Origin of the sequence: Mammaliicoccus sp. B-M6, from assembly GCF_022386965.1 — a bacterium.
GTDB lineage: Bacteria > Bacillota > Bacilli > Staphylococcales > Staphylococcaceae > Mammaliicoccus > Mammaliicoccus sciuri_A.
The window spans coordinates 58,541-80,528 of the sequence record NZ_JAJNHJ010000007.1 but is presented as its reverse complement, the minus strand read 5'-3'; the positions used below and the strand labels follow the sequence as shown (position 1 = coordinate 80,528).

The 21,988-nt window shown below is 32.7% G+C and carries 23 protein-coding genes; 20 read left to right on the top strand and 3 right to left on the bottom strand.

What is annotated here, in order from left to right; all coding sequences use genetic code 11:
• Positions 1 to 3 precede the first annotated feature (3 nt).
• The 9 genes from LQ693_RS04270 (at position 4) to LQ693_RS04230 (ending at position 8,181) form a co-directional block, all read left to right on the top strand.
• Positions 4 to 363, top strand: a complete 360-nt coding sequence (locus LQ693_RS04270; protein WP_025904942.1) for an Asp23/Gls24 family envelope stress response protein — start codon at positions 4 to 6, stop codon at positions 361 to 363.
• A gap of 56 nt (positions 364 to 419) precedes the next feature.
• Complete coding sequence (gene nusB, locus LQ693_RS04265; RefSeq protein WP_025904941.1) at positions 420 to 812, top strand: transcription antitermination factor NusB; 393 nt, start codon at positions 420 to 422, stop codon at positions 810 to 812.
• A 12-nt stretch (positions 813 to 824) separates the two neighbouring features.
• On the top strand, positions 825 to 2,150 hold the full coding sequence (xseA, locus tag LQ693_RS04260; RefSeq protein ID WP_025904940.1) for an exodeoxyribonuclease VII large subunit: 1,326 nt from the start codon (positions 825 to 827) through the stop codon (positions 2,148 to 2,150).
• Positions 2,151 to 2,182: 32 nt separating this feature from the next.
• Complete coding sequence (gene xseB, locus LQ693_RS04255) at positions 2,183 to 2,362, top strand: exodeoxyribonuclease VII small subunit (protein ID WP_267919497.1); 180 nt, start codon at positions 2,183 to 2,185, stop codon at positions 2,360 to 2,362.
• Positions 2,355 to 3,233 carry a polyprenyl synthetase family protein gene (locus LQ693_RS04250; protein ID WP_107565200.1) on the top strand — a complete coding sequence of 293 codons (879 nt, stop codon included), beginning with the start codon at positions 2,355 to 2,357 and terminating at the stop codon, positions 3,231 to 3,233. The genes xseB and LQ693_RS04250 overlap by 8 nt, the downstream gene beginning before the upstream one ends.
• A gap of 56 nt (positions 3,234 to 3,289) precedes the next feature.
• Positions 3,290 to 5,158 (top strand): 1-deoxy-D-xylulose-5-phosphate synthase, encoded by a 1,869-nt coding sequence (gene dxs, locus LQ693_RS04245; RefSeq protein ID WP_239703077.1) that lies wholly within the window; start codon positions 3,290 to 3,292, stop codon positions 5,156 to 5,158.
• Positions 5,159 to 5,306: 148 nt separating this feature from the next.
• Positions 5,307 to 5,759: a transcriptional regulator AhrC/ArgR gene (gene ahrC, locus LQ693_RS04240; protein ID WP_025904936.1), complete on the top strand. Its 453-nt coding sequence runs from the start codon at positions 5,307 to 5,309 to the stop codon at positions 5,757 to 5,759.
• A gap of 17 nt (positions 5,760 to 5,776) precedes the next feature.
• On the top strand, positions 5,777 to 7,453 hold the full coding sequence (gene recN / locus LQ693_RS04235) for a DNA repair protein RecN (protein ID WP_103361411.1): 1,677 nt from the start codon (positions 5,777 to 5,779) through the stop codon (positions 7,451 to 7,453).
• Between the two features lie 23 nt (positions 7,454 to 7,476).
• Positions 7,477 to 8,181, top strand: a complete 705-nt coding sequence (locus tag LQ693_RS04230; RefSeq protein WP_119594279.1) for a response regulator — start codon at positions 7,477 to 7,479, stop codon at positions 8,179 to 8,181.
• A 2-nt stretch (positions 8,182 to 8,183) separates the two neighbouring features.
• On the opposite strand, the gene LQ693_RS04225 is transcribed toward LQ693_RS04230, so the two are convergent.
• The gene (locus LQ693_RS04225) at positions 8,184 to 8,441 is read right to left on the bottom strand and encodes a DUF2627 family protein (RefSeq protein ID WP_025904933.1); all 258 of its coding nucleotides are present in this window, start codon (positions 8,439 to 8,441) and stop codon (positions 8,184 to 8,186) included.
• A gap of 120 nt (positions 8,442 to 8,561) precedes the next feature.
• Here LQ693_RS04225 and LQ693_RS04220 point away from each other — a divergent pair, with 120 nt between their 5' ends.
• The 9 genes from LQ693_RS04220 to LQ693_RS04180 all read left to right on the top strand — a co-directional run bounded on the left by LQ693_RS04220 (position 8,562) and on the right by LQ693_RS04180 (position 18,018).
• Positions 8,562 to 9,452 carry a phosphate acyltransferase gene (locus tag LQ693_RS04220; RefSeq protein WP_107565201.1) on the top strand — a complete coding sequence of 297 codons (891 nt, stop codon included), beginning with the start codon at positions 8,562 to 8,564 and terminating at the stop codon, positions 9,450 to 9,452.
• 209 nt (positions 9,453 to 9,661) lie between these two features.
• Positions 9,662 to 10,762: a Glu/Leu/Phe/Val dehydrogenase dimerization domain-containing protein gene (locus tag LQ693_RS04215; protein ID WP_103362034.1), complete on the top strand. Its 1,101-nt coding sequence runs from the start codon at positions 9,662 to 9,664 to the stop codon at positions 10,760 to 10,762.
• A complete protein-coding gene (gene buk / locus LQ693_RS04210) occupies positions 10,762 to 11,823 on the top strand; it encodes a butyrate kinase (RefSeq protein ID WP_103362033.1) in 1,062 nt (353 codons plus the stop codon). The genes LQ693_RS04215 and buk overlap by 1 nt, the downstream gene beginning before the upstream one ends.
• Positions 11,824 to 11,834: 11 nt before the next feature.
• Positions 11,835 to 13,247 (top strand): dihydrolipoyl dehydrogenase, encoded by a 1,413-nt coding sequence (gene lpdA / locus LQ693_RS04205; RefSeq protein ID WP_103362032.1) that lies wholly within the window; start codon positions 11,835 to 11,837, stop codon positions 13,245 to 13,247.
• 14 nt (positions 13,248 to 13,261) lie between these two features.
• Positions 13,262 to 14,260, top strand: coding sequence for a thiamine pyrophosphate-dependent dehydrogenase E1 component subunit alpha (locus LQ693_RS04200; RefSeq protein ID WP_025904928.1), 999 nt, complete (start codon positions 13,262 to 13,264; stop codon positions 14,258 to 14,260).
• Complete coding sequence (locus LQ693_RS04195; RefSeq protein ID WP_025904927.1) at positions 14,253 to 15,236, top strand: alpha-ketoacid dehydrogenase subunit beta; 984 nt, start codon at positions 14,253 to 14,255, stop codon at positions 15,234 to 15,236. The genes LQ693_RS04200 and LQ693_RS04195 overlap by 8 nt, the downstream gene beginning before the upstream one ends.
• Positions 15,237 to 15,247: 11 nt before the next feature.
• Complete coding sequence (locus LQ693_RS04190) at positions 15,248 to 16,522, top strand: dihydrolipoamide acetyltransferase family protein (protein WP_103362031.1); 1,275 nt, start codon at positions 15,248 to 15,250, stop codon at positions 16,520 to 16,522.
• Positions 16,523 to 16,596: 74 nt separating this feature from the next.
• Positions 16,597 to 17,034, top strand: coding sequence for a BrxA/BrxB family bacilliredoxin (locus LQ693_RS04185; protein WP_025904925.1), 438 nt, complete (start codon positions 16,597 to 16,599; stop codon positions 17,032 to 17,034).
• 18 nt (positions 17,035 to 17,052) lie between these two features.
• Positions 17,053 to 18,018, top strand: a complete 966-nt coding sequence (locus tag LQ693_RS04180; protein ID WP_103362029.1) for an aromatic acid exporter family protein — start codon at positions 17,053 to 17,055, stop codon at positions 18,016 to 18,018.
• A 213-nt stretch (positions 18,019 to 18,231) separates the two neighbouring features.
• On the opposite strand, the gene prli42 is transcribed toward LQ693_RS04180, so the two are convergent.
• Positions 18,232 to 18,333, bottom strand: a complete 102-nt coding sequence (gene prli42 / locus LQ693_RS04175; RefSeq protein WP_150527395.1) for a stressosome-associated protein Prli42 — start codon at positions 18,331 to 18,333, stop codon at positions 18,232 to 18,234.
• A gap of 95 nt (positions 18,334 to 18,428) precedes the next feature.
• On the opposite strand from prli42, the gene LQ693_RS04170 reads away from it, so the two are divergent.
• Both LQ693_RS04170 and gndA read left to right on the top strand, forming a co-directional pair.
• Positions 18,429 to 19,544 carry a M20/M25/M40 family metallo-hydrolase gene (locus tag LQ693_RS04170; protein WP_103362130.1) on the top strand — a complete coding sequence of 372 codons (1,116 nt, stop codon included), beginning with the start codon at positions 18,429 to 18,431 and terminating at the stop codon, positions 19,542 to 19,544.
• 110 nt (positions 19,545 to 19,654) lie between these two features.
• Positions 19,655 to 21,058, top strand: a complete 1,404-nt coding sequence (gene gndA / locus LQ693_RS04165; protein WP_037588204.1) for an NADP-dependent phosphogluconate dehydrogenase — start codon at positions 19,655 to 19,657, stop codon at positions 21,056 to 21,058.
• A 50-nt stretch (positions 21,059 to 21,108) separates the two neighbouring features.
• Here gndA and LQ693_RS04160 read toward each other — a convergent pair whose 3' ends face one another.
• Complete coding sequence (locus LQ693_RS04160) at positions 21,109 to 21,969, bottom strand: effector binding domain-containing protein (RefSeq protein ID WP_107572748.1); 861 nt, start codon at positions 21,967 to 21,969, stop codon at positions 21,109 to 21,111.
• Positions 21,970 to 21,988 lie beyond the last annotated feature (19 nt).

Sequence of the window (21,988 nt, the reverse complement as noted above, 5' to 3'; positions counted from 1 at the left end):
CAAATGGCTAAAACAATTGAAAATAAAAAGCCTTCTTTAGGTAAAATAGAGATTGCGCCAGAAGTTATTGAGGTCATTGCGAGCATTGCGACTACTGACATTAAAGGTGTATCTCATATGCAATCCGTTTTTAATAAGAATTCCTTAGAAAAATTCGGGAAAAAGAATTTTGGTAAAGGTATTAAAGTCGATATTAAAGAAGACGGCATCTACATTAATGTCTACTGTACATTTGACTACGGTACAAAAATTTCTGAAACAGCACGTAAAGTACAATCAGAAATTAAACAAGCATTAAATACGATGACGGCATTAACACCAAAAGAAGTTAATGTACATATCGTTAATATACATTTCCAATAATAAAATGATTAATTAAGAGGATGCGTGCATCCTCTTATTCTTTGAAGGAGAAGAATATGAAAAGAACAGAACTAAGAGAGATTGTCTTTAAATCACTATATCAATTAGAAAATAACAAAACTGATTTAACAGTAGAAGAAGCGATTCAATATTTAGTAGAAGATTTTAAAGGTGAACAATATTTATACGTGAAAAACTTTGTTAAAGAAGTTATAGAGAAAAAAGACGAACTAGATGAAATTGTAAGTCCACATTTAAAAAACTGGACATTAGACCGTTTACTTAAGACTGATAGAATCATCTTAAGAATGGCAACTTATGAATTGAAATATACAGATACACCAGAGAAAGTTATATTTAATGAAGCAGTAGAAATTGCGAAAGTATACAGTGATGATGATCACTATAAATTTATTAATGGTGTATTAAGCAGTTTATCAAAAAGTTAAAGAGTGATATAAATGGATAAGTATTTATCAGTTACAGCAATAACTAAATATATCAAATATAAATTTGATCAAGATCCACATCTACTTAATGTCTTTATTAAAGGTGAAATTTCAAACTTTAAAAGACATTCAAGTGGTCATCTTTACTTTGCCTTAAAAGACGATAAAGGTGTACTTAGTGCTATGATGTTTAAATCGAGCGCAAATCAATTGTCGTTTAATCCTAAAGAAGGTGACCAAGTACTTGTTGAAGGTAGAATTGGGGTTTATGAATCAAGAGGTGCTTACCAAATTTATGTTCAATCTATGCAATTAGATGGTGTTGGTCTTCTATATGAAAAATTTGAAGCACTCAAAAAAGAATTAGCAGAAAAAGGTTACTTTGACCAAGAACATAAATTAAGCATACCTAAATATCCTAAGAAAATCGCTGTGTTGACGGCATCGACTGGCGCTGCAATAAGAGATATATGTTCTACTTTAGATAAGCGATATCCACTTGCAGAACAAGTGTTAATGAGCACGTTAGTTCAAGGTAAAGGAGCTAAGGATAATATCATTAACAATATCAAAGAAGCTGATTCCATGGGCGTTGATGTTATTATCGTTGGTCGTGGTGGTGGATCTATTGAAGATTTATGGAGCTTCAATGAAAGAGAAGTTGTAGAAGCCATTTATCATTGTAAGACGCCTGTTATTTCAGCAGTTGGTCATGAAACTGATACGACATTAAGTGATTTTGTCAGTGATGTAAGAGCTGCAACACCGACTCAAGCTGCAGTTATTGCGACACCAGATATTAATGCGCTGTATCAACTGATTTCAAATGCTAGACAGTATTTAACAAAACATATCACGCAATCTATACAGCAAGATAAACATAAATTAAAACAACTTTCATCATATTATAAATTGAAGACGCCTTCGTTGCTATATGATCAAGAAACACAGAAGTTAGATGAATTACAAAAACAATTATCTAGAAATTTAGAACAGACTGTTACGCGTAATAATCATAAGCTAGATATCTTACAAAATAAATTGCGAATCACACCAATTTATAATAAGACTTTTCAATTTAGACAAGACTTTGATCGTTTAAATATGCTTCAAACACAGCTCGTTAATCGTATTATAAGTCAAAAAAGACAAGCACTGACAAGCAAGTTAGCGCAATTAGATGCGTTAAGTCCGACTCAAATCATGTTAAGAGGTTATTCAATCATCGAAAAAGATGATAAAATCATTACAAGCAAAAATGATTTAAAGATTGACGATGATATTACAATCAATTTAAAAGATGGTAAAATAAATGCTAATGTTAAGGAAATTAGGTGACAAATGTGGCTAAAGAACAAACTTTTGAAGAAATGATGGAAGAATTAGAAAAAGTCGTCGGTAAATTAGACGAAGAAAATATTTCTCTTGAGGAATCAATTGAACTTTATCAAAGAGGTATTGAATTAAGTAGTAAATGTGAAACGAAACTTAAAGCAGCTGAAGATAAAGTAAATAAACTTGTTCAAAAAGAAGGTGATTCAGATGAGTGAAATCATGAATAGTTATGTAGATAAGTTCACTGAATCACTTAAACAAACGAAACTAGATTCAGTTGTAAATACACAATTAGAAGAAAGTATGCGCTATTCTTTATTAGCAGGTGGTAAGCGTATTCGTCCTGTACTATTATTAATGACGTTATCGATGTTAAAGACAGATATTAATAAAGGAATGGAAACGGCAAAAGCACTTGAAATGATACATACATATTCCCTTATACATGATGATTTACCAGCTATGGATAACGATGATTACAGACGAGGAATGAAAACGAATCATAAAATCTATGGTGATGCGACTGCAATTTTAGCTGGTGATGCATTATTAACAAAGGCTTTTGAACTGATTACTAAAGATACATATTTAGAAGCTGACGACAAAGTGAAATTGATCAGATTGCTTTCTGAATCAGCAGGACATCAAGGTATGGTTGGTGGACAAGTGTTAGATATGGAAAGTGAAAACAAAGAAATTTCGCTAGATACTTTACGCAAAATTCACAGATATAAAACTGGCGCACTGATACGTTTTTCTGTCGTTGCAGCTTGTACGATCGCTAAAGTTAATAGTAAGACATTTATATTACTTGATTCATTTAGCCAAGAATTAGGATTAATATTCCAAATTAAAGACGATTTACTAGATATTGAAGGGGATTTCGATAAAATAGGTAAGTCAGTTGGTAGTGACGTCGCGAATCATAAGAGTACTTATGTGTCTTTATTAGGTAAGACCAATACTAAGGTTGCTTTAGAACAACATGTGAATCAAGCGTTATATTTACTAGATCAACTAGAAGATCAATATAACACTGAAGAACTCAAGTCTCTCACAAAATTATTTGCAAATAGAGAAAATTAATCTATCTAATAATTTAGATGACTAGTCACAAGAATCGGGCTAAAGGTGGTTAAAAAATGGATGTTTCAAAAATAAAAAACCCATCCTTCCTCAAAGATTTATCTCATCAAGAACTTGAACAACTGAGCAGTGACATTAGGAAATTTTTAATTGAAACTTGTTCAGTAACTGGCGGACATATTGGGGCAAATTTAGGTGTGGTTGAATTAACATTGAGTCTACATAAACATTTTAATAGCCCTGTAGATAAGATATTATGGGATGTTGGACATCAAACATACATTCATAAAATATTAACCGGAAGAGGTCACGAATTTAATTCTTTGCGACAATATAAAGGATTATGTGGTTTTCCTAAAATGAAAGAATCTGAACATGATGTATGGGAAGCGGGACATAGTTCAACTTCTTTATCTGCTGCTGTGGGGATGGCAAAAGCGAGAGATATATTAGGACAAGATCATCATGTTGTACCTGTAATTGGTGATGGTGCTCTAACAGGTGGTATGGCACTAGAAGCGTTAAACCACATAGGACATGACAAAACGAATTTAACGATTATTTTAAATGATAACGAAATGAGTATCGCGCCAAATGTTGGTGCAATGCACAATATGTTTGCAAGAATACGATCTAATCAAAATTATAATCGCTTTAAATTTGATGCTGAAAGTTTGATTAACAGATTGCCTGGTGGAGATTTGTTAAAAGACTCTGCGGATAAAATTAAAGACAGTTTGAAATATTTAGTCGTAGATGGCATTTTCTTTGAAGAACTTGGCATTAAATATATTGGTCCTGTAGATGGCCATAATTTTAAAGCATTAGATGAAGCGATCACCGTTTCTAAACAAATGGACAAACCTGTTCTCATACACGTTGTCACTAAGAAAGGGAAAGGTTATAAACCTGCTGAGAAAGATATAATTGGGACTTGGCATGGTTTAGGACCATATAAGCTTGAAACTGGTGAAGTGATAAAAGGAAATGCTGAAGGTCCTGCATGGAGTACTTTAATGAGTGATGAAGTATTAGCATATGCGCAACAAGACAAACGAATTGTTGCAATCACGCCAGCTATGCCTGTAGGATCAAAATTAACAAAATTTCAACAAACGTTACCTGAACAATTTTTTGATGTAGGTATTGCTGAACAGCATGCTGTTACGATGGCAGCAGGATTAGCAACACAAGGCATGAAACCATATGTCGCAATCTATTCAACTTTTATGCAACGTGCTTACGATCAGTTGTTACATGATGTAGATCGTCAAAACTTAAACGTATTATTTGGTGTTGATCGAGCAGGCCTTGTTGGAGCTGATGGAGAGACACACCAAGGTGTCTTTGATGTTGGCTTTTTAAGTCAATTTCCTAACTTTACAATTATGATGCCTAAAGACGGTAATGAAGCGAAAAATATGATCAAAACTGCTTTTGAAACTGACCATGGTCCAATGGCGATTAGATACCCAAGAGGTAATGCGCCATTACTTGATGATTCTAAAGATAGTGAACGACTTAAAATAGGATCTTGGAATGTTGAAAGAAACGGCGATGATTTAACGATCATAAGTTATGGACCAACAGTTTCACTTGTAACAGAGGTAGCAGATGAATTATTAAAAGAGGACATCCATATCAATATCATTAATGCTCGGTTTATAAAACCTATGGACTATGAAATGCTTCATAATCTCGGTAAAGCGTCTAAACCGATCCTGACAGTTGAAGAAGCTATGTTGACTGGTGGTTTAGGAAGCCAAATTGCTACTTTTATGAAAGACAATGATTATCATAATACTATACGTAGAATAGGCATTAATGATACATACATTGAGCATGGTGACGTAGGTTTATTATTAGAAGATATTGGTATCTCTAAATCAAATATTATATCTACCGTCAAATCTTTAATAAAGTAGTTAAGAGAAATATATGAATATTTATGTTGAAAAAGGCGCTTTAGTATATCTAAAGCGTCATTTAAATGTTTATAGCGCTTACATTACTATTTTTTTCAATTTTATGCTATTATAAGTGTATAAATATTCATTAACAGAGGTGTATGTAATGGCGAACAAAACAATGCGTCAGATTAAGATAAGAGAAATAATTTCTAACGAACAAATTGAAACACAAGAAGAATTAGTCAAAAGACTAAATGAATATGATTTGAATATCACACAAGCTACAATCTCTCGTGATATTAAAGAACTTCAGTTAATTAAAGTTCCAGCACCTTCTGGTCAGTATATCTATAGTTTACCTAGAGATCGTAAATATCACCCGATTGATAAATTAGGTAGATATTTAATGGATTCATTTGTAAAAATTGACGGAGCAGATAATTTATTAGTCCTTAAAACATTACCAGGTAATGCGCAATCAATTGGTGCAATAATTGACCAAATCGATTGGACGGAAGTAATTGGCACGATATGCGGTGATGACACATGCCTAATTATTTGTAAAGATACTGAAGCAGCTGAAGTTATTACGGATAGAATTTTTAATATGCTTTAAAGGAGATTTAATATACAATGTTACAAGCACTTACAATTAAACAATTCGCTATAATTGAATCTTTAGAAATTAATTTTTCAGGTGGACTAACTGTTTTAAGCGGTGAAACTGGTGCTGGTAAATCTATTATTATAGATGCTATTGGTCAGTTAGTAGGTGCAAGAGCCTCACAAAGTTTCGTGAGACATGGCGAACAGAAGGCGACAATTGAAGGCGTATTTGATATTGATAATGTACCTAACGTCAATAAGATCTTAAGTGAGTTAGATATCGACTTTGACGAAGATTTCTTGTTTGTAAAAAGAGAAATCTTTGCTTCAGGGAAAAGCATATGTAAATTAAATAATCAGAATGTAACGCTATCTGATTTAAAAATTGTCATGCAAGAATTACTTGATATTCATGGGCAACATGAAACACAAATATTACTTAAACCTAAATATCATTTATCATTGTTAGATGATTATGCTGATGGTACTTATCAAGCTGAAATTGATCAATACGACGAGACTTTTCAATCTTATCGCTTAAAGAAACAAGAACTTGAAAAGTTAGAATCTCAAGACCAAGCATTATTACAAAGATTAGATTTAATAAAATTCCAACGAGATGAATTACAAGATGCGAATTTAAAAGAAGACGAAATTGATTTTTTAAATCAAGAAATTAAGAAACTTCAAAATCACGAAAAAATAAACGAAAGTCTTAATAAAGCACATATGTTATTGAGTAGTGAAGAAAACATTACTGATAAAATTTATGAGCTTAATCAAGAAATTCAACATATCAACGATATAATTCCGGATAAATACACTGCTTTTAGTGAAGAATTAGATCAAATGTATTACACTTTAGAAGACTACAAACATGAACTATATAATGAGTTAACGTCTAATGACTTTGATGAATCTTTACTAAATGAGTATGAGTCTAGATTAAATGTACTCACAGACCTCAATCGTAAATATGGCAAAAGCATACCTGAATTAATCAAATATAGAGATAAAATCGACGATGAAATTTATAAAATTGAGAACTACGAACAAAGTACTTCTCAATTACGTGAAGAAATTAATGATCTTTATACAAACGTTGTAAAATACGGTGAAGCACTATCGACTAAAAGAAGACAAGTTGCGTTGGATCTTAGAGATAGATTAGTTGAAGAAGTACAGAATTTGCACATGCAAGATGCGAATATAGAAATTACTTTCACTAAAACGAAACCTACTCAATATGGCTTAGAAGAAGTAGAATTCTTAATCAGCCCCAATAAAGGCGAACCATTAAAAAGCTTAAATAAAATAGCTTCTGGTGGTGAACTATCCAGAATAATGCTTGCGTTGAAAAGTATATTTGTTTCTTCAAAAGGACAAACAGCAATTTTATTCGATGAAGTAGATACAGGTGTATCTGGAAGAGTCGCACAAAAAATGGCTGAAAAAATGCATCAAATTGCGCAAACACTTCAAGTGATATGTATTTCGCATTTACCTCAAGTCGCTGCAATTAGTGATAATCATTTGTATATTGCTAAAGAAACCGTAAATGATAGAACTACGACTTCTATAAAACAATTAGATGGTGAAGATAAGATAGATGAAATAGCAAGAATGATATCAGGTGTTGAAGTTACAGAATTAACTCGACAACACGCTAAAGAAATGATTATACAAAACAAAAATTTAAAATAGAATGATTCGTTAGGGTGTTAAGCATGGTAATTAAGGTAGCAATAATAGAAGACTCGAAAGCATATGTTAGTGAGATGGCACAATATTTAAAGAAACACGATATTGAAATTGTTAATATTGGATACAACGGTAAAGAGGCACTCGACATTTTAAATGGAGAAGTTTTCGATGTTCTTTTATTAGACTTAATCTTGCCACACATAGATGGCATGACTTTGCTTAAAAAATATATAAAACAAAATAAGCAATTTAAAGTGATATGTATGAGTGCTTTTGTGAGTGATGATGTCTTGAAAGAATCTGTTTCATTAGGAGTAGATTACTTCTTAATTAAACCTGTTGAGTTTGATGTCTTGTTAGATACGATACAACGTGTATTAACGACAACAGATTCTAATATAGAAGAAATGGATGCTTTAGATTTATTACTAGAGAAGATTGGATTTTCATCAAATTTAAACGGGTACGAATATATTAAGTATGGTGTACACCTTATGCTTCAATATAATCGCAAGATGCCGTTAACTAAAGAACTATATCCTTTAATTTCTCAAAATTATAATATACAAGCGAATAACGTTGAAAGGTCTATCAGGCATGCTATTAAATTAGCTTGGGATAAAGAATTAAAGTCCTATTGGTATAATAGTGAAAAATTGTATGTACGACCTACAAATGGTGAGATTTTATTACATCTATATGAAAAGTTTAAAAAAGAGACTAGGTAAGCCTAGTCTCTTTTTTTGGCATTTTGTTTCTTCATAAAATGTTCTTGTGCACGTTTATTTTTCTTTTCACGATGTAGTATATAACCCCCAATGAACACTACACCAAATACAAAGAAGATAAAGCCTAATAAAAACTGTAACCAAATAAAATGTAATTGTGGAACAAGTTGTCCGAAAACAGCATCTCTCATCCATTTAATACCTAGTCCTGCAATGATACCTGGTATCACCAAAATGAGTAATGCAATATACTTTTGCATAAGTTAAAACTCCTATTAATTAATAACTTATATTATATATGAGATAATGAGTAAAAGTAAACATTGAAAAAATGGAATAAACGATACAATTTGATTATGATAGTAATAGGAGGGGATTAAATGCTTTTTAAAGATATGATAAAAAACGGTCAAAATATATCAGCTACAATTGCTGTATGTAAATCAAATGATGAAGGTGTCATTAAAGCAATTGTTAAAGCGATTAAACATACAAAAGCCAGGTTCATGTTGTTTGATGAGCGACCACAAGATGAGTTGATTAGATCATTTAATTTAACACATGAAGAATTAAATAGAATAGAAATTATTCAAACACTTAACGAAGAACATACTGTATCGCAATGTGTACAAGCTGTAGCGGACGGAAAAGCTGACTTAATTATGAAAGGGTTAATTTCAACATCAGAATTGTTTAAAGAAGTATTAAAAGATAAATATAACTTGAAGACCAACTATAGAATGAGTCATATCGCAATATTTAATATACCTGAGTATCACAAGATGTTAACCGTATCAGATGTTGCGATGAACATAGCACCAAATATCGAACAAAAAATTGAAATCACATCGAATTTAGTTTATTCTCTTAAAAAAATTGGTATCGATTCACCTAAAATTGGGGTGATTTCTGCAATTGAAAATGTGAATCCGAAAATGCAGTCGTCGGTTGATGCGAAAGAAGTCGTATCTTATTTCAATCAAGAAAAACCAGATCTTGAAATAGAAGGTCCAATTGCATTTGATGCTGCAATTAATAAAAAGGCATCCATTATTAAAAAAATAGATTCAAAAATATCAGGTAATGTTGATGGTTTAATCGTCCCTCAAATTGAAAGTGGCAATATTTTATATAAATCTCTCGTATATTTATCGAACGCGGATGTAGCATCTGTTATAATTGGTGCAAAAATACCCATAATTTTAACCTCTAGATCAGATTCATCACGAGATAAATTTCATTCAATATGTAGTGCGTTAATGCTTATTTAGTATATTATAATAACAAATTAATAACTATACTCTTTATTTCAAAGTATTGAAAGAGCTTACAATGCTTTTATATCAATAAAGATTGAATTTTCTAAAAATTTTTACTTTTTGTAAGCGCTATCATTTTTCGTCAATTTATTTGATAAATAAAACATTTCATGTAAAATTAGAAATGAAGTTATTATATAAAAGTTGAAAAGGGGATTATTATGTTATTTGAAACGATAGAAAAATATGACTATGAGCAAATAGTATTTTGTCACGATAAAAGTTCAGGATTAAAAGCAATCATTGCGATTCATGATACAACATTAGGACCAGCACTTGGCGGTTGTAGAATGTGGCCATACGAAAGTGAAGAAGAAGCTATTAATGACGCATTACGTCTATCAAGAGGTATGACATATAAAAATGCTGCAGCTGGTTTAAACTTAGGCGGCGGTAAAACAGTTATTATCGGAGATCCTAAAAAAGATAAATCAGAAACTTTATTTAGAGCTTTAGGTAGATATGTAGAAAGTTTAAATGGTCGTTATATTACTGCTGAAGATGTAGGAACGACTGAAGACGATATGGATATTATCTTTGAAGAGACAGATTACGTAGTTGGTTTATCTGAAAGTCACCAATCTAGTGGTAACCCAAGTCCTAAAACTTCATTAGGTGTATTTGTTTCTATGAAACGCGCAGCTAAAGAAGCTTTTGGAACAGATGACTTAAACGGGAAAACTGTTGCTGTTCAAGGTGTTGGACACGTTGCTTACGAACTATGTCGTTATTTACATGAAGCAGGTGCTCAATTAGTTGTAACAGATATTAACCAAGAAGCAGTTGATAGAGTTGTAAATGACTTCAACGCTAAAAGTGTAGGAATTAATGATATTTATGATGTAGATGCTGATATCTTTGCACCTTGTGCTTTAGGTGGCGTATTAAATGATGATACTATCGCACGTTTAAAAGTTAAAGTCGTATGTGGTAGTGCAAACAACCAATTACAAGACATAGATGTTCACGGTGCTCAATTAGAAGATAAAGGTATTGTATATGCGCCTGACTTCGTTGCTAACTCTGGTGGTGTTATCAATGTTGCGGATGAATTAGATGGATACAATGAAGTACGTGCTATCTCAAATATTGAAAAAATCTATGACCAAATGGATAAAGTGTTTGAAATTAGTAAGCGTGATCAAATTACTTCTGCACGTGCAGCTGAAATTTTAGCTGAAGAACGTATTGAACAACTTAAGAATGTAAGAAGTAATTTCTTAAAAACTGAAAGATCTATCATTTCTAGAGGTAAAAAATAATGAAAAAAATTCTTGTACTTAATTTAGGAAGCACATCATCTAAAGTTGCAGTATTTAATAACTATGATATGTTATTTGAAGATGTTATCAGACATGATATCGATCAAACTAATCTTCCATTAATTGATCAAGTCCCATTTCGACTTGAAAGTATCAAGAACTCATTAAACCAACATCATATCTCACTACAAGCAATAGATGCTATTGCTTGTAGGGGTGGTGTTTTAAAGCCTATACAAGGTGGAACATATCTTGTTAATAACATCATGTATCAAGACTTGAAATCTTTTAAATATGGATTTCATGCCTCAAATTTAAGTGGTATTATCGGCTATACATTTGCTAAAGAATTAAATATACAGGCTTATATTGTTGATCCAGTCGTCGTAGATGAATTAATACCTGAAGCAAGAATTACGGGGATTAAAGGAATTGAAAGACGCAGTATCTTCCATGCATTAAACCAGAAATCAGTCGCTAAACAATATGCAGCTGATACTGACAAAGCATATGAAGATATTAATGTCATCGTCGCACATCTTGGAGGCGGTATAAGTGTAGGTGCTCATAGAAAAGGAAGAGTCATCGAAGTTAATGACGGCTTATTAGGCGAGGGTCCATTTAGTCCTGAAAGAGCTGGTTCCATTCCAAATGATGCGTTAATTAAATGGGTTATTGATCACGATTTAAATGCTAAAGAAGCTAATAATGAATTAAGTAAAAATTCTGGGTTATTATCATATTTTGGTACAAATGATTGTTTAAAAGTAGAACAAATGATGGAAAATGGCGATAAAACTGCTAAACTTGTCTTAGATGCCATGTGTTATCAAATTGCTAAATCTATAGGGTCTTGCGCGGTCGTTTTAGAAGGTCAAATCGATCAAATTATCATAACTGGCGGATTAAGTTATTCAAAATATATCACAAATAAAGTAAAACAATATGTATCTTGGCTACAAAATGTTACTATATATAAAGGAGAAAAAGAAATGCACGCTTTAAATATTGGCGTAATGGACCTCTTACACGGTAAAATTAGTACCAAGTCATATGAATAAGGAGTAATACTATGTCTAAAGAATATGATTTAGTCATTCTAGGTGGCGGTACGGCAGGCTATGTATCAGCAATTCGTGCTTCACAACTAGGAAAAAAAGTCGCAATTGTAGAGAAATTTAAGTTAGGTGGAACTTGTTTACATAAAGGTTGTATACCTACAAAATCATATTTAAAAACTGCAGAAATTTTAAGATACATACAACATTCAAACGAATATGGTATTAAAACTGCTTCAGCTGATTTTGAAATGACGGATGTTGTTGCTAAGAAAGATGAAACAGTAGCTACGATGTACAATGGTGTACAAAGCTTGATGAAAAAATACAAAATTGACATTTACGAAGGTAATGGCAGAATTCTCGGACCTTCATTGTTCTCGCCTCAAGCTGGAACAGTTTCTGTTGAATTTGAAAATGGCGAATCAGAACTACTCGTTAATCAACATGTATTAATTGCAACAGGATCAAGACCAATTGAATTACCATTCTTAAAGTTTAACCATCAAACCATCATTTCAAGTGATGATATGATGCAATTACAAACGTTGCCTGAAAGCATGTTAATTATCGGTGGCGGTGTGATTGGACTTGAGTTTGCATCTTTATTAAATGATTTAGGTGTAAAAGTAACAGTTGTTGAAGCAGGGCAATCCATTATCCCTAACGAACAACGAGAAATCAGTAAAACGATTAAACGTAGCTTTGAAGAAAATGGCATAACCATTCATGAGAATTGTCCTTTATCTGAACAAGATGTCAACATACATGATCAACATGTAGATGTAACACTTCAAAATGAGCAACAAACTTTTGAAAAAGTATTAGTCGCAGTTGGTAGAACACCGAATACTGAAGATTTAGGATTGAACAACACAAAAATAAAGACCGATGAAAAAGGCTATATACTAACAAATGATGTTTATCAAACAGATGATAAACATATTTACGCGGTTGGAGATGTCATCGGCAATTATCAATTAGCACATGTTGCAACAAAAGAAGGCACAATTGCTGTAGAGCACATGTTTGATCAAAATCCTATCAAATTAGATTACTTAACAGTACCAAGATGTATATATACAAACCCTGAAATTGCTTCGATAGGGATGACTGAACAAGATGCTAAAGCGCAAAATATTAATTTCAAAAAATTTAAAGTACCATTTAAAGCGATTGGCAAATCCGTCATAGAAAATAATGGACTTGGTGAATGCATTTTAATTAAAGATATAGACAATGAAAAAGTGCTTGGCATTCATATGATTGGTGCAAAAGTGACTGAATTAATTAATGAAGCAGCTCTATTTACATTTATGAATGGCTCTACTGAAGAACTAGCAACTACTGTACATGCACATCCTTCAATTGGAGAAGTGCTCATGGAACTAGGGTTAAAATCTGAGAATCGTGCTATTCACGTCTAAAGAGGAGAGATTAGATGTTAGATTATAAGACTGTCGGATTAACGCATGAAGACTTAAAAGAAATTTATAAATGGATGTTATTAGGTAGAAAAATTGACGAAAGAATGTGGCTACTTAACCGAGCAGGTAAACTACCGTTTGTTATAAGTTGTCAAGGTCAAGAAGCAACACAAATTGGCACATATTATGCACTAAAAGACGAAGACGTATTAGCACCTTACTATAGAGATTTAGCTTTAGTTACAGCACGTGGTATTTCTGCAGAAGAATCTATGTTAGCTGCATTTGCTAAACAAGGTGATACTTCAAGTGGTGGTAAGCAAATGCCATCTCACTTTAGTAAAAAGGATTTATCTATTTTAACGCAAGGTTCTTGTGTAACAACTCAAGTGTTACATGCAGTTGGCGCAAGTTTATCACTTAAAATGGACGGCAAAGAAGCGATTGCACTTGCTACATTAGGTGAAGGTAGTACCAGTCAAGGTGATTTCCACGAAGCAATGAACTTTGCTGGTGTTCATAAGTTGCCATTTATTTGTATTATCGAAAACAATAAATATGCCATTTCGGTACCAAGTCACTTACAGTACGCAACAGATGATTTATCATCTAGAGCTGCAGGTTACGGTGCATTTGGTGAACAAGTTGATGGTAATGATCCTATAGCTGTTTATGAAGCAGTAAAACGCGCAAGAGAACGTGCAATAAATGGTGAAGGACCAACACTTATTGAAGCATTATGTAGCCGTTTAACACCTCATTCTTCAGATGATGATGATAATTATCGTCCGGCAGAAGAAATGAAAGAAGAAAAAGAAAATGATTGTATGATTAAATTCAAAGAATATTTAGTTGAACATCAAGTTACAAACGATGAATGGTTCAGCCAAATTGAAGATGAAATTAAACAAGAAATCAATACTGCTACTAAAAATGCAGAAAAAGCACCTTATCCATTACCGGAAGAAGCTTTAACACATGTATATGATCAAGGAGGCGAAAAGAATGCCTAAGTTATCCTATCTTGACGCGATAAATCAAGCAATGGACCAAGCGATGGAAAAAGATAATAACGTATTTGTTATCGGCGAAGATGTTGGTCTAAAAGGCGGCGTATTTGGCGCAACTAAAAATTTATACAACAAGTATGGTGAAGGACGCGTGATTGATTCACCCTTAGCAGAATCAAATATCGTTGGTGCTTCAATTGGTGCAGCTATGATGGGTAAAAGACCTGTATCTGAAATTCAATTTGCAGAGTACATCGTTCCGGCAACAAACCAAATTATCAATGAAGCAGCTAAAATAAGATACCGTTCTAATAATGATTGGGATTGTCCTTTAACAATTAGAAGTCCATTTGGTGGCGGAATTCATGGCGCATTATATCATTCTCAAAGTATTGAGAGTATATTCTGTTCAACACCAGGCTTAAGAGTCGTTATTCCATCATCACCATACGATGCTAAAGGATTACTTCTTGCGGCAATTGAAGATAATGACCCTGTATTATACTTTGAACATAAAAAAGCATACAGACTATTAAAAGAAGAAGTTCCTGAAGAATATTATACTGTACCAATCGATAAAGCAGATGTTAAACGAGAAGGTTCAGATATTACAGTATTCACTTATGGATTATGTGTAAATTACGCACTTCAAGCAGCTGAAATATTATCAACTGAAGGTATAGATGCAGAAATAGTAGATTTACGTTCATTATATCCACTAGATAAAGAAACAATTATTAATTGTGCGAAAAAGACTGGCAAAGTATTGGTTGTAACTGAAGATAATCTAGAAGGTAGTGTTATGAGTGAAGTATCTGCCATAATAGCTGAAAATTGCTTATTTGATTTAGACGCACCAATTGCAAGACTTGCAGGTCCAGACGTACCAGCTATGCCATTTTCACCACCTATGGAAGATTTCTTTATGATGAATCCTGTGAAAATAGAAGAAAAAATGAGAACATTAGCTGAATTTTAGGAGGTTAAATTATGGACGTAAAGATGCCGAAACTTGGAGAAAGTGTTCATGAAGGTACAATCGAACAGTGGCTTGTTAAACCAGGTGACACAATTGAAGAGTACGATGCACTGTGCGAAGTGATAACAGATAAAGTAACAGCTGAAGTCCCTTCAACATTTAATGGAACAATTAAAGAAATCGTTGTCGAAGCTGGTGAAACTGTAGATGTTGGAACAGTTATTTGTACAATGGACGTTGAAGGTGAAACATCAGAGGATAAAAATAATAGTGCTGATGAACAAACTGAACCAGAAGTAACTAAAGAAGACCAACCTGCAAAAGCTGAAACACCTGTTTCTAATGAACCACAAGAAGGCCCAATGAATAACGGTCAATATTCACCTGTTGTATTTAAATTAGCAAGTGAAAATAATATTGATTTAAATAAAGTTAAAGGTACCGGTAATTTAGGAAGGGTAACTAAAAAAGACATTTTAAATGCGATTGAAAATGGTGTACCAACTGAAGATGCATTATCTAAACAAGTAGATGCACCAGTTCAAGAAGTTGCTGAAAATACAGTTCAACCAGAAACGACTTCTTTACCTGGCGATTCAATCCCAGTCAATGGTGTAAGAAGAGCAATTGCGAATAAAATGTTGCAAAGTGTTCATGAAATTCCACATGCTTGGATGATGGTCGAAGTTGATGCTACAGATCTTGTTAAAACAAGACAACATCATAAGTCATCTTTTAAACAAAGTGAAGGATATAACTTAACATTCTTCGCATTTTTCGTAAAAGCTGTTGCAGAAGGATTGAAAAAATATCCGATGTTAAATAGTACTTGGGCAGGCGATGAAATTAAAATTCATAAAGATATTAATATTTCAATCGCAGTAGCAAGTGAAGATAAATTATATGTACCTGTTATTAAAAATGCTGATGATAAATCAATCAAAGGTATCGCTCGTGAAATTAATGATCTTGCAACTAGAGGAAGAAAGCATAAGTTAACTTCTCAAGATATGCAAGGTGGTACATTCACAGTCAATAACACGGGTTCATTTGGCTCAGTATCATCAATGGGTATTATCAATCATCCACAAGCTGCTATTTTACAAGTTGAATCAATTGTGAAACGACCTGTAGTTGTCAATGATATGATCGGTATTCGTGATATGGTTAATTTATCATTATCCATTGATCATAGAATATTGGATGGTTTAATGGCCGGTGAATTCTTAAAATATGTAAAAGAAAGATTACAAAGTATGACAATCGAGAACACTTCTATATATTAATAAAACCTTGTCATTGTTTTACCCTTAAATCTCCTGTAAAATAGACTTATCTATTATTACAGGAGGCTTTTTTTATGGAAATGGATTTCAATTTATATATGAATGATGTAGTTAATTCTGCGAGAAATGAAATAGAAGCGGCTGGATACAAACAATTAACAACTAAAGAAGAAGTTGAAGAAACATTCAACAAACCAGGTACAACGTTTGTTATGGTTAATTCAGTTTGTGGATGTGCAGGCGGAATCGCAAGACCAGCAGCACAACATGCGTTACACTATGATAAATTACCAGATCAATTAGTAACTGTATTTGCTGGTCAAGACAAAGAAGCAACAGAAACAGCACGTGATTATTTTGAAGGTTATCCACCATCAAGTCCATCATTTGCTTTTCTTAAAGATGGCAAAATTGTCAAAATGATTGAAAGACATGAAATCGAAGGTCACGATCCAATGAGTGTTATTACAAACATTCAAGCACTATTCGAAGAGTATTGCGAAGAAGTGTAAAGGAACGGTTCATTTCTTATGCAAATAAAACCGTACAGAATAGGATATAGAACATTAAAAACTGCCCTAGGGATGACATTAGCTGTCATCCTTTCTAGGTTAATCGGCTTAGATAATTATGCATCCAGTGCTATTCTTGTTGTATTATGTATTAAGGATACAAGAGTTAAATCATTTGAAGCTGCAATATATAGATTTGTAGCGTGTTTTATTGCAATTTTGATAGGTTCAGTATTTTTCACTTATTTAGGAAGTACGCCTATTATTCTTGGTATTATGGTGCTTTTATTTATACCCGTAACAGTCATGATTGGTGTGCAAGAAGGAATTGTAACAAGCTGTGTTATTATACTTCATCTGTATATGGCTAAAACGATAGATATGAATGTTGTCATAAATGAAATTTTATTACTTATAATTGGTATTGGTATTGCTTTAATCATGAATATGTTTATGCCAAGTTTAGATTATAAACTTAACAATTATAAACGCAAAATAGAAGACGACTTTATATTAATAACCTTTATTTATAGTCAATGCTTACAAGATCCAAATAAAAAAATTAATGTACCTTCATTCGATATCGTTTCAGAAAATATTAGAAAAGCTAAATCATTAGCATTTAGAGAAGTTAAAAATCATTTTGTGAGAAATGAAAACTCTTACTATCATTATTTTGATATGAGAGAAGAACAATTAACTTTATTAAAAAGAATGAAAAAATTAATCGAATCCATGCAACACAGTCATCATGCACATCATTTATGTAGTCAATTGTTATTAGAAGTATCACAAAACGTACAAGGTAACGATTACTCTCTTATGAGATTGCATAACCTATATGACATTAAAATAAAATTACAGTCTATCGAGCTACCAAAATCACATCAAGAATTAGAAAGTATCGCAGCACTATTTCAACTATTAAACGAAGTAGAAGAATACTTACTAATCAAATCACAATTCGGTAGCCTTAAGAAGTAAAAACGCAATGCTATACGGCATTGCGTTTTTTGTGTATATAGTGGGGAGATGTGAGTTTACTTTGCCTTTAACTCACATCTTTTCTAATCTCGTGAGTTAATATTGTCTTTAACTCACCAGTTCCACATATTCTAATAATACCTAATTAAAATTTGTATCTCTCACCCAAAAAAAGCGCTACTCATCATGAGCTAGCGCTTTTGAATTATATTATTAATTTAATAGGAATGGTAAGATACCTGATAATACAAGTGCAGCTACTATAGCTACTAACATTACGATGATTATGATTTTACGTACATTCTTATTTCCCATGATAACCCTCTCTTTAAACATTAGTTTTGTATATATTTATCAACTATTATACACTAGATTATGAGATATTTAAATAAATGAAAAGAGGGACAATCATGATTAATGAAGAAAGATTATTAAATACTTTTATGGAACTTGTAAAGGTAGATTCTGAATCTAAAAATGAAAGAAAGATTGCTGATTTATTAAAGCAAAAGTTTACGGATTTAGGTTTAGATGTTAAAGAGGATGACTCTCAAAGTGAAACTGGTTATGGTGCTGGTAATTTAATTTGTAAATTAAAAGGTGAAGATTCTAGCAAGACGCCGATTTATTTTACAAGCCATATGGATACTGTTACGCCTGGTAATAATATTGAACCAGAATTACGTGAAGATGGTTACATTTATTCTAAAGGTGAAACAATCTTAGGTTCTGATGATAAAGCTGGTTTAGCTGCAATTTTAGAAGCTATTCAAGTTATTAAAGATAACAATATTCAACATGGTGATATCGAATTTATCATTACAGTAGGTGAAGAATCTGGTTTAGTTGGTGCTAAAGCTTTAAATCCTGATGATATTCAAGCGAAATATGGTTTTGCTATTGATGCGCCTGGTAAAGTAGGTACAACAGTTGTAGCAGCTCCTACACAAGCTAAAATAGAGGCTATTATTAAAGGTAAAACAGCACACGCTGGATTAGAACCTGAAAAAGGTGTTTCTGCTATTAATATTGCTGCTAAAGCTGTTAGTCATATGAACTTAGGACGTATCGATGAAGAAACAACTGCTAATATCGGTAGATTCGAAGGTGGAACAGCAACAAATATCGTAAGTGATCATGTATATATTTTAGCAGAAGCAAGATCTTTAGATGATGAAAAAATGAACCAACAAGTAACACATATGAAAGAAGCATTCGAGAAAACTGCTGAAGAATTCGGATGTAGTGCAGAAGTTAATGTACAAATTATGTACCCAAGCTTTAATTTAACTGAAGAAGACGACGTTGTTCAATTAGCCGTTAAATCTTCTGAAAAAATTGGACGTAAAGCAGACCTTGTAAAACTAGGTGGCGGATCTGACGGAAATGTTATTAGTGGATTCGGAATTCCTACTGTTATTTTAGGTGTTGGATATGAATATATTCATACAACAAATGAACGTATGCCAGTTGAAGAATTACAAAAAATTACAGAACAAATCGTTGCAATTGCTGAACTTGCATAAAAATTCAGTATGTAAACGTATTCATTTGAAATTAAAGACTTTATAGACGAAAAACGTATTCAAACTATGTTAAAATGTACTAGAAAATGAAAAAAAGTGAGGTTAATTTCATGACACAACAAATAGGTGTAGTTGGTTTAGCTGTAATGGGTAAAAACTTAGCTTGGAATATTGAATCACGTGGTTACTCAGTTTCAGTGTATAACCGTTCAAAAGAGAAAGTCGACCAAATGGTTGAAGAATCACAAGGTAAAAATATACATCCAAACTATTCAATCGAAGAGTTTGTAGATTCATTAGAAAAACCAAGAAAGATTTTACTTATGGTAAAAGCTGGTGAAGCAACAGATAAAACAATCGATAGCTTATTACCATTATTAGATAAAGGCGACATCCTAATCGATGGCGGAAACACTAACTATTTAGATACGATTCGTAGAAATCAATACTTAGATGAAAGTGGAATAAACTTCATTGGAACAGGTGTTTCAGGTGGAGAAGAAGGTGCTTTAACTGGTCCTTCAATTATGCCTGGTGGTCAGAAAGAAGCTTATGAATTGGTAGCTCCAATTTTAGAAAGCATTTCTGCAAAAGCAAGCGATGGTTCTCCATGTGTAACATATGTTGGTCCAGACGGTGCTGGTCACTATGTAAAAATGGTGCATAACGGTATTGAATACGCAGATATGCAATTAATCGCAGAAAGTTATGACTTAATGAAACGTGTATTACACATGGATCATAAAGAAATAGCTGAAACGTTTAAATCATGGAACGCTGGTGAATTAGAAAGTTATTTAATTGAAATCACAGGCGAAATCTTTAATAAATTAGACGAAGATGGTACACCATTAGTTGAAAAAATTATGGATAAAGCTGGACAAAAAGGTACTGGTAAATGGACTTCAATTAATGCTTTAGAATTAGGTATTCCATTAACAATTATTACTGAGTCTGTATTTGCTAGATTTATTTCTTCATTCAAAGATGAAAGAGTTAAAGCAAGCACAGCGTTTAATCCAGAAGTAACTGAATTTGATGGTGACAAAGATGCATTCTTAGAACAAATCAGACAAGCACTTTATATGAGTAAAATCTGTAGTTATGCACAAGGATTTGCTCAAATGAAAACTGCTAGTGAAACAAACAACTGGAACTTAAAATTAGGTGAGTTAGCTATGATTTGGAGAGAGGGTTGTATCATCCGTGCGCAATTCTTACAAAAAATCAAAGACGCTTACGATAATGATTCATCATTAACAAACTTATTATTAGATCCTTACTTCAACGATATCGTTGCAAAATATCAAGGTTCATTAAGAGAAGTATCAGCGACTGCAATCAAAGCAGGAATTGCAACACCTGGTTTCTCTTCAGCAATCAATTACTTTGATAGTTACCGTTCAGAAGATTTACCTGCCAACTTAATTCAAGCACAACGCGATTACTTTGGTGCGCATACTTATGAACGTAAAGACAAAGAAGGTATTTTCCATACTGAATGGACTAAATAATTTGATATAACAAGACAACCCGTTATCTCCAAGAGATAGCGGGTTGTTTTTTAATTCATTCTTTTATGATCAATAGGAATCCAAAGTTGTACTTTAGAAGTTTCTTGATCAAAATTAACATCAAGAGGGTAAACCTCAACATAAAAATCATCATGTAAATAAGGCATTTTAAGTTGCCATTGATTTTCAATATGGTGCCAAGCTTCACTCACTACAAAATCTAATTCACCTTGTAAATTAAACGTCGCAAAATGATGTCCAGGTAAATAGTAATTATCTAAATGACCTGGATATCTTTCACTAGGAACACCTACAAATACTTCGAGTCCATCTACAAGTGGTCTTCGAATAACGAATAGTTGATTAGGTTTAACATCATTATATTTAATAAAGTCTTCTATGTAATTATTCTCTAATAACATTTCTAATAAGTCAGGTATTAAAAAATGATTATCTAGTTCATTTGAATGATAATGATGATTCTTTCCTACTAACTTTAAATCATCTTTGTATTGTAATGAATAATTTAACGGTTCTGTTTCTGTAGAAGTTAATTTAATAGAGACTCTTTTTTTAATTTTAAGCATAGATTGATGTGTCTTCGTTTGTAGCGGACTTATGCCATGATATGCATTAAAATCATGAGCGAATGCATGTGCATCTCTGTATCCATACTTTAAGGCGATATCTAAAATACGTGAATGACCACTTAAAATATCAAACGCCGCTTCAGTCATTCTTCTAGCAAGTTGATATTCAAGAGGCGTCATACCAATAACCATCGTAAATGATTGATTCAAGTGAAAAGGGGACATTTCAACGTGATCGCTCAAAGTTTGTAAATCGATATCGCTCAATAGATGATCTTCAATGTACACAATTGCTCTTTGTAAATCTTTAATTACTTCCAATGTTCAGTCACTCCTGTTG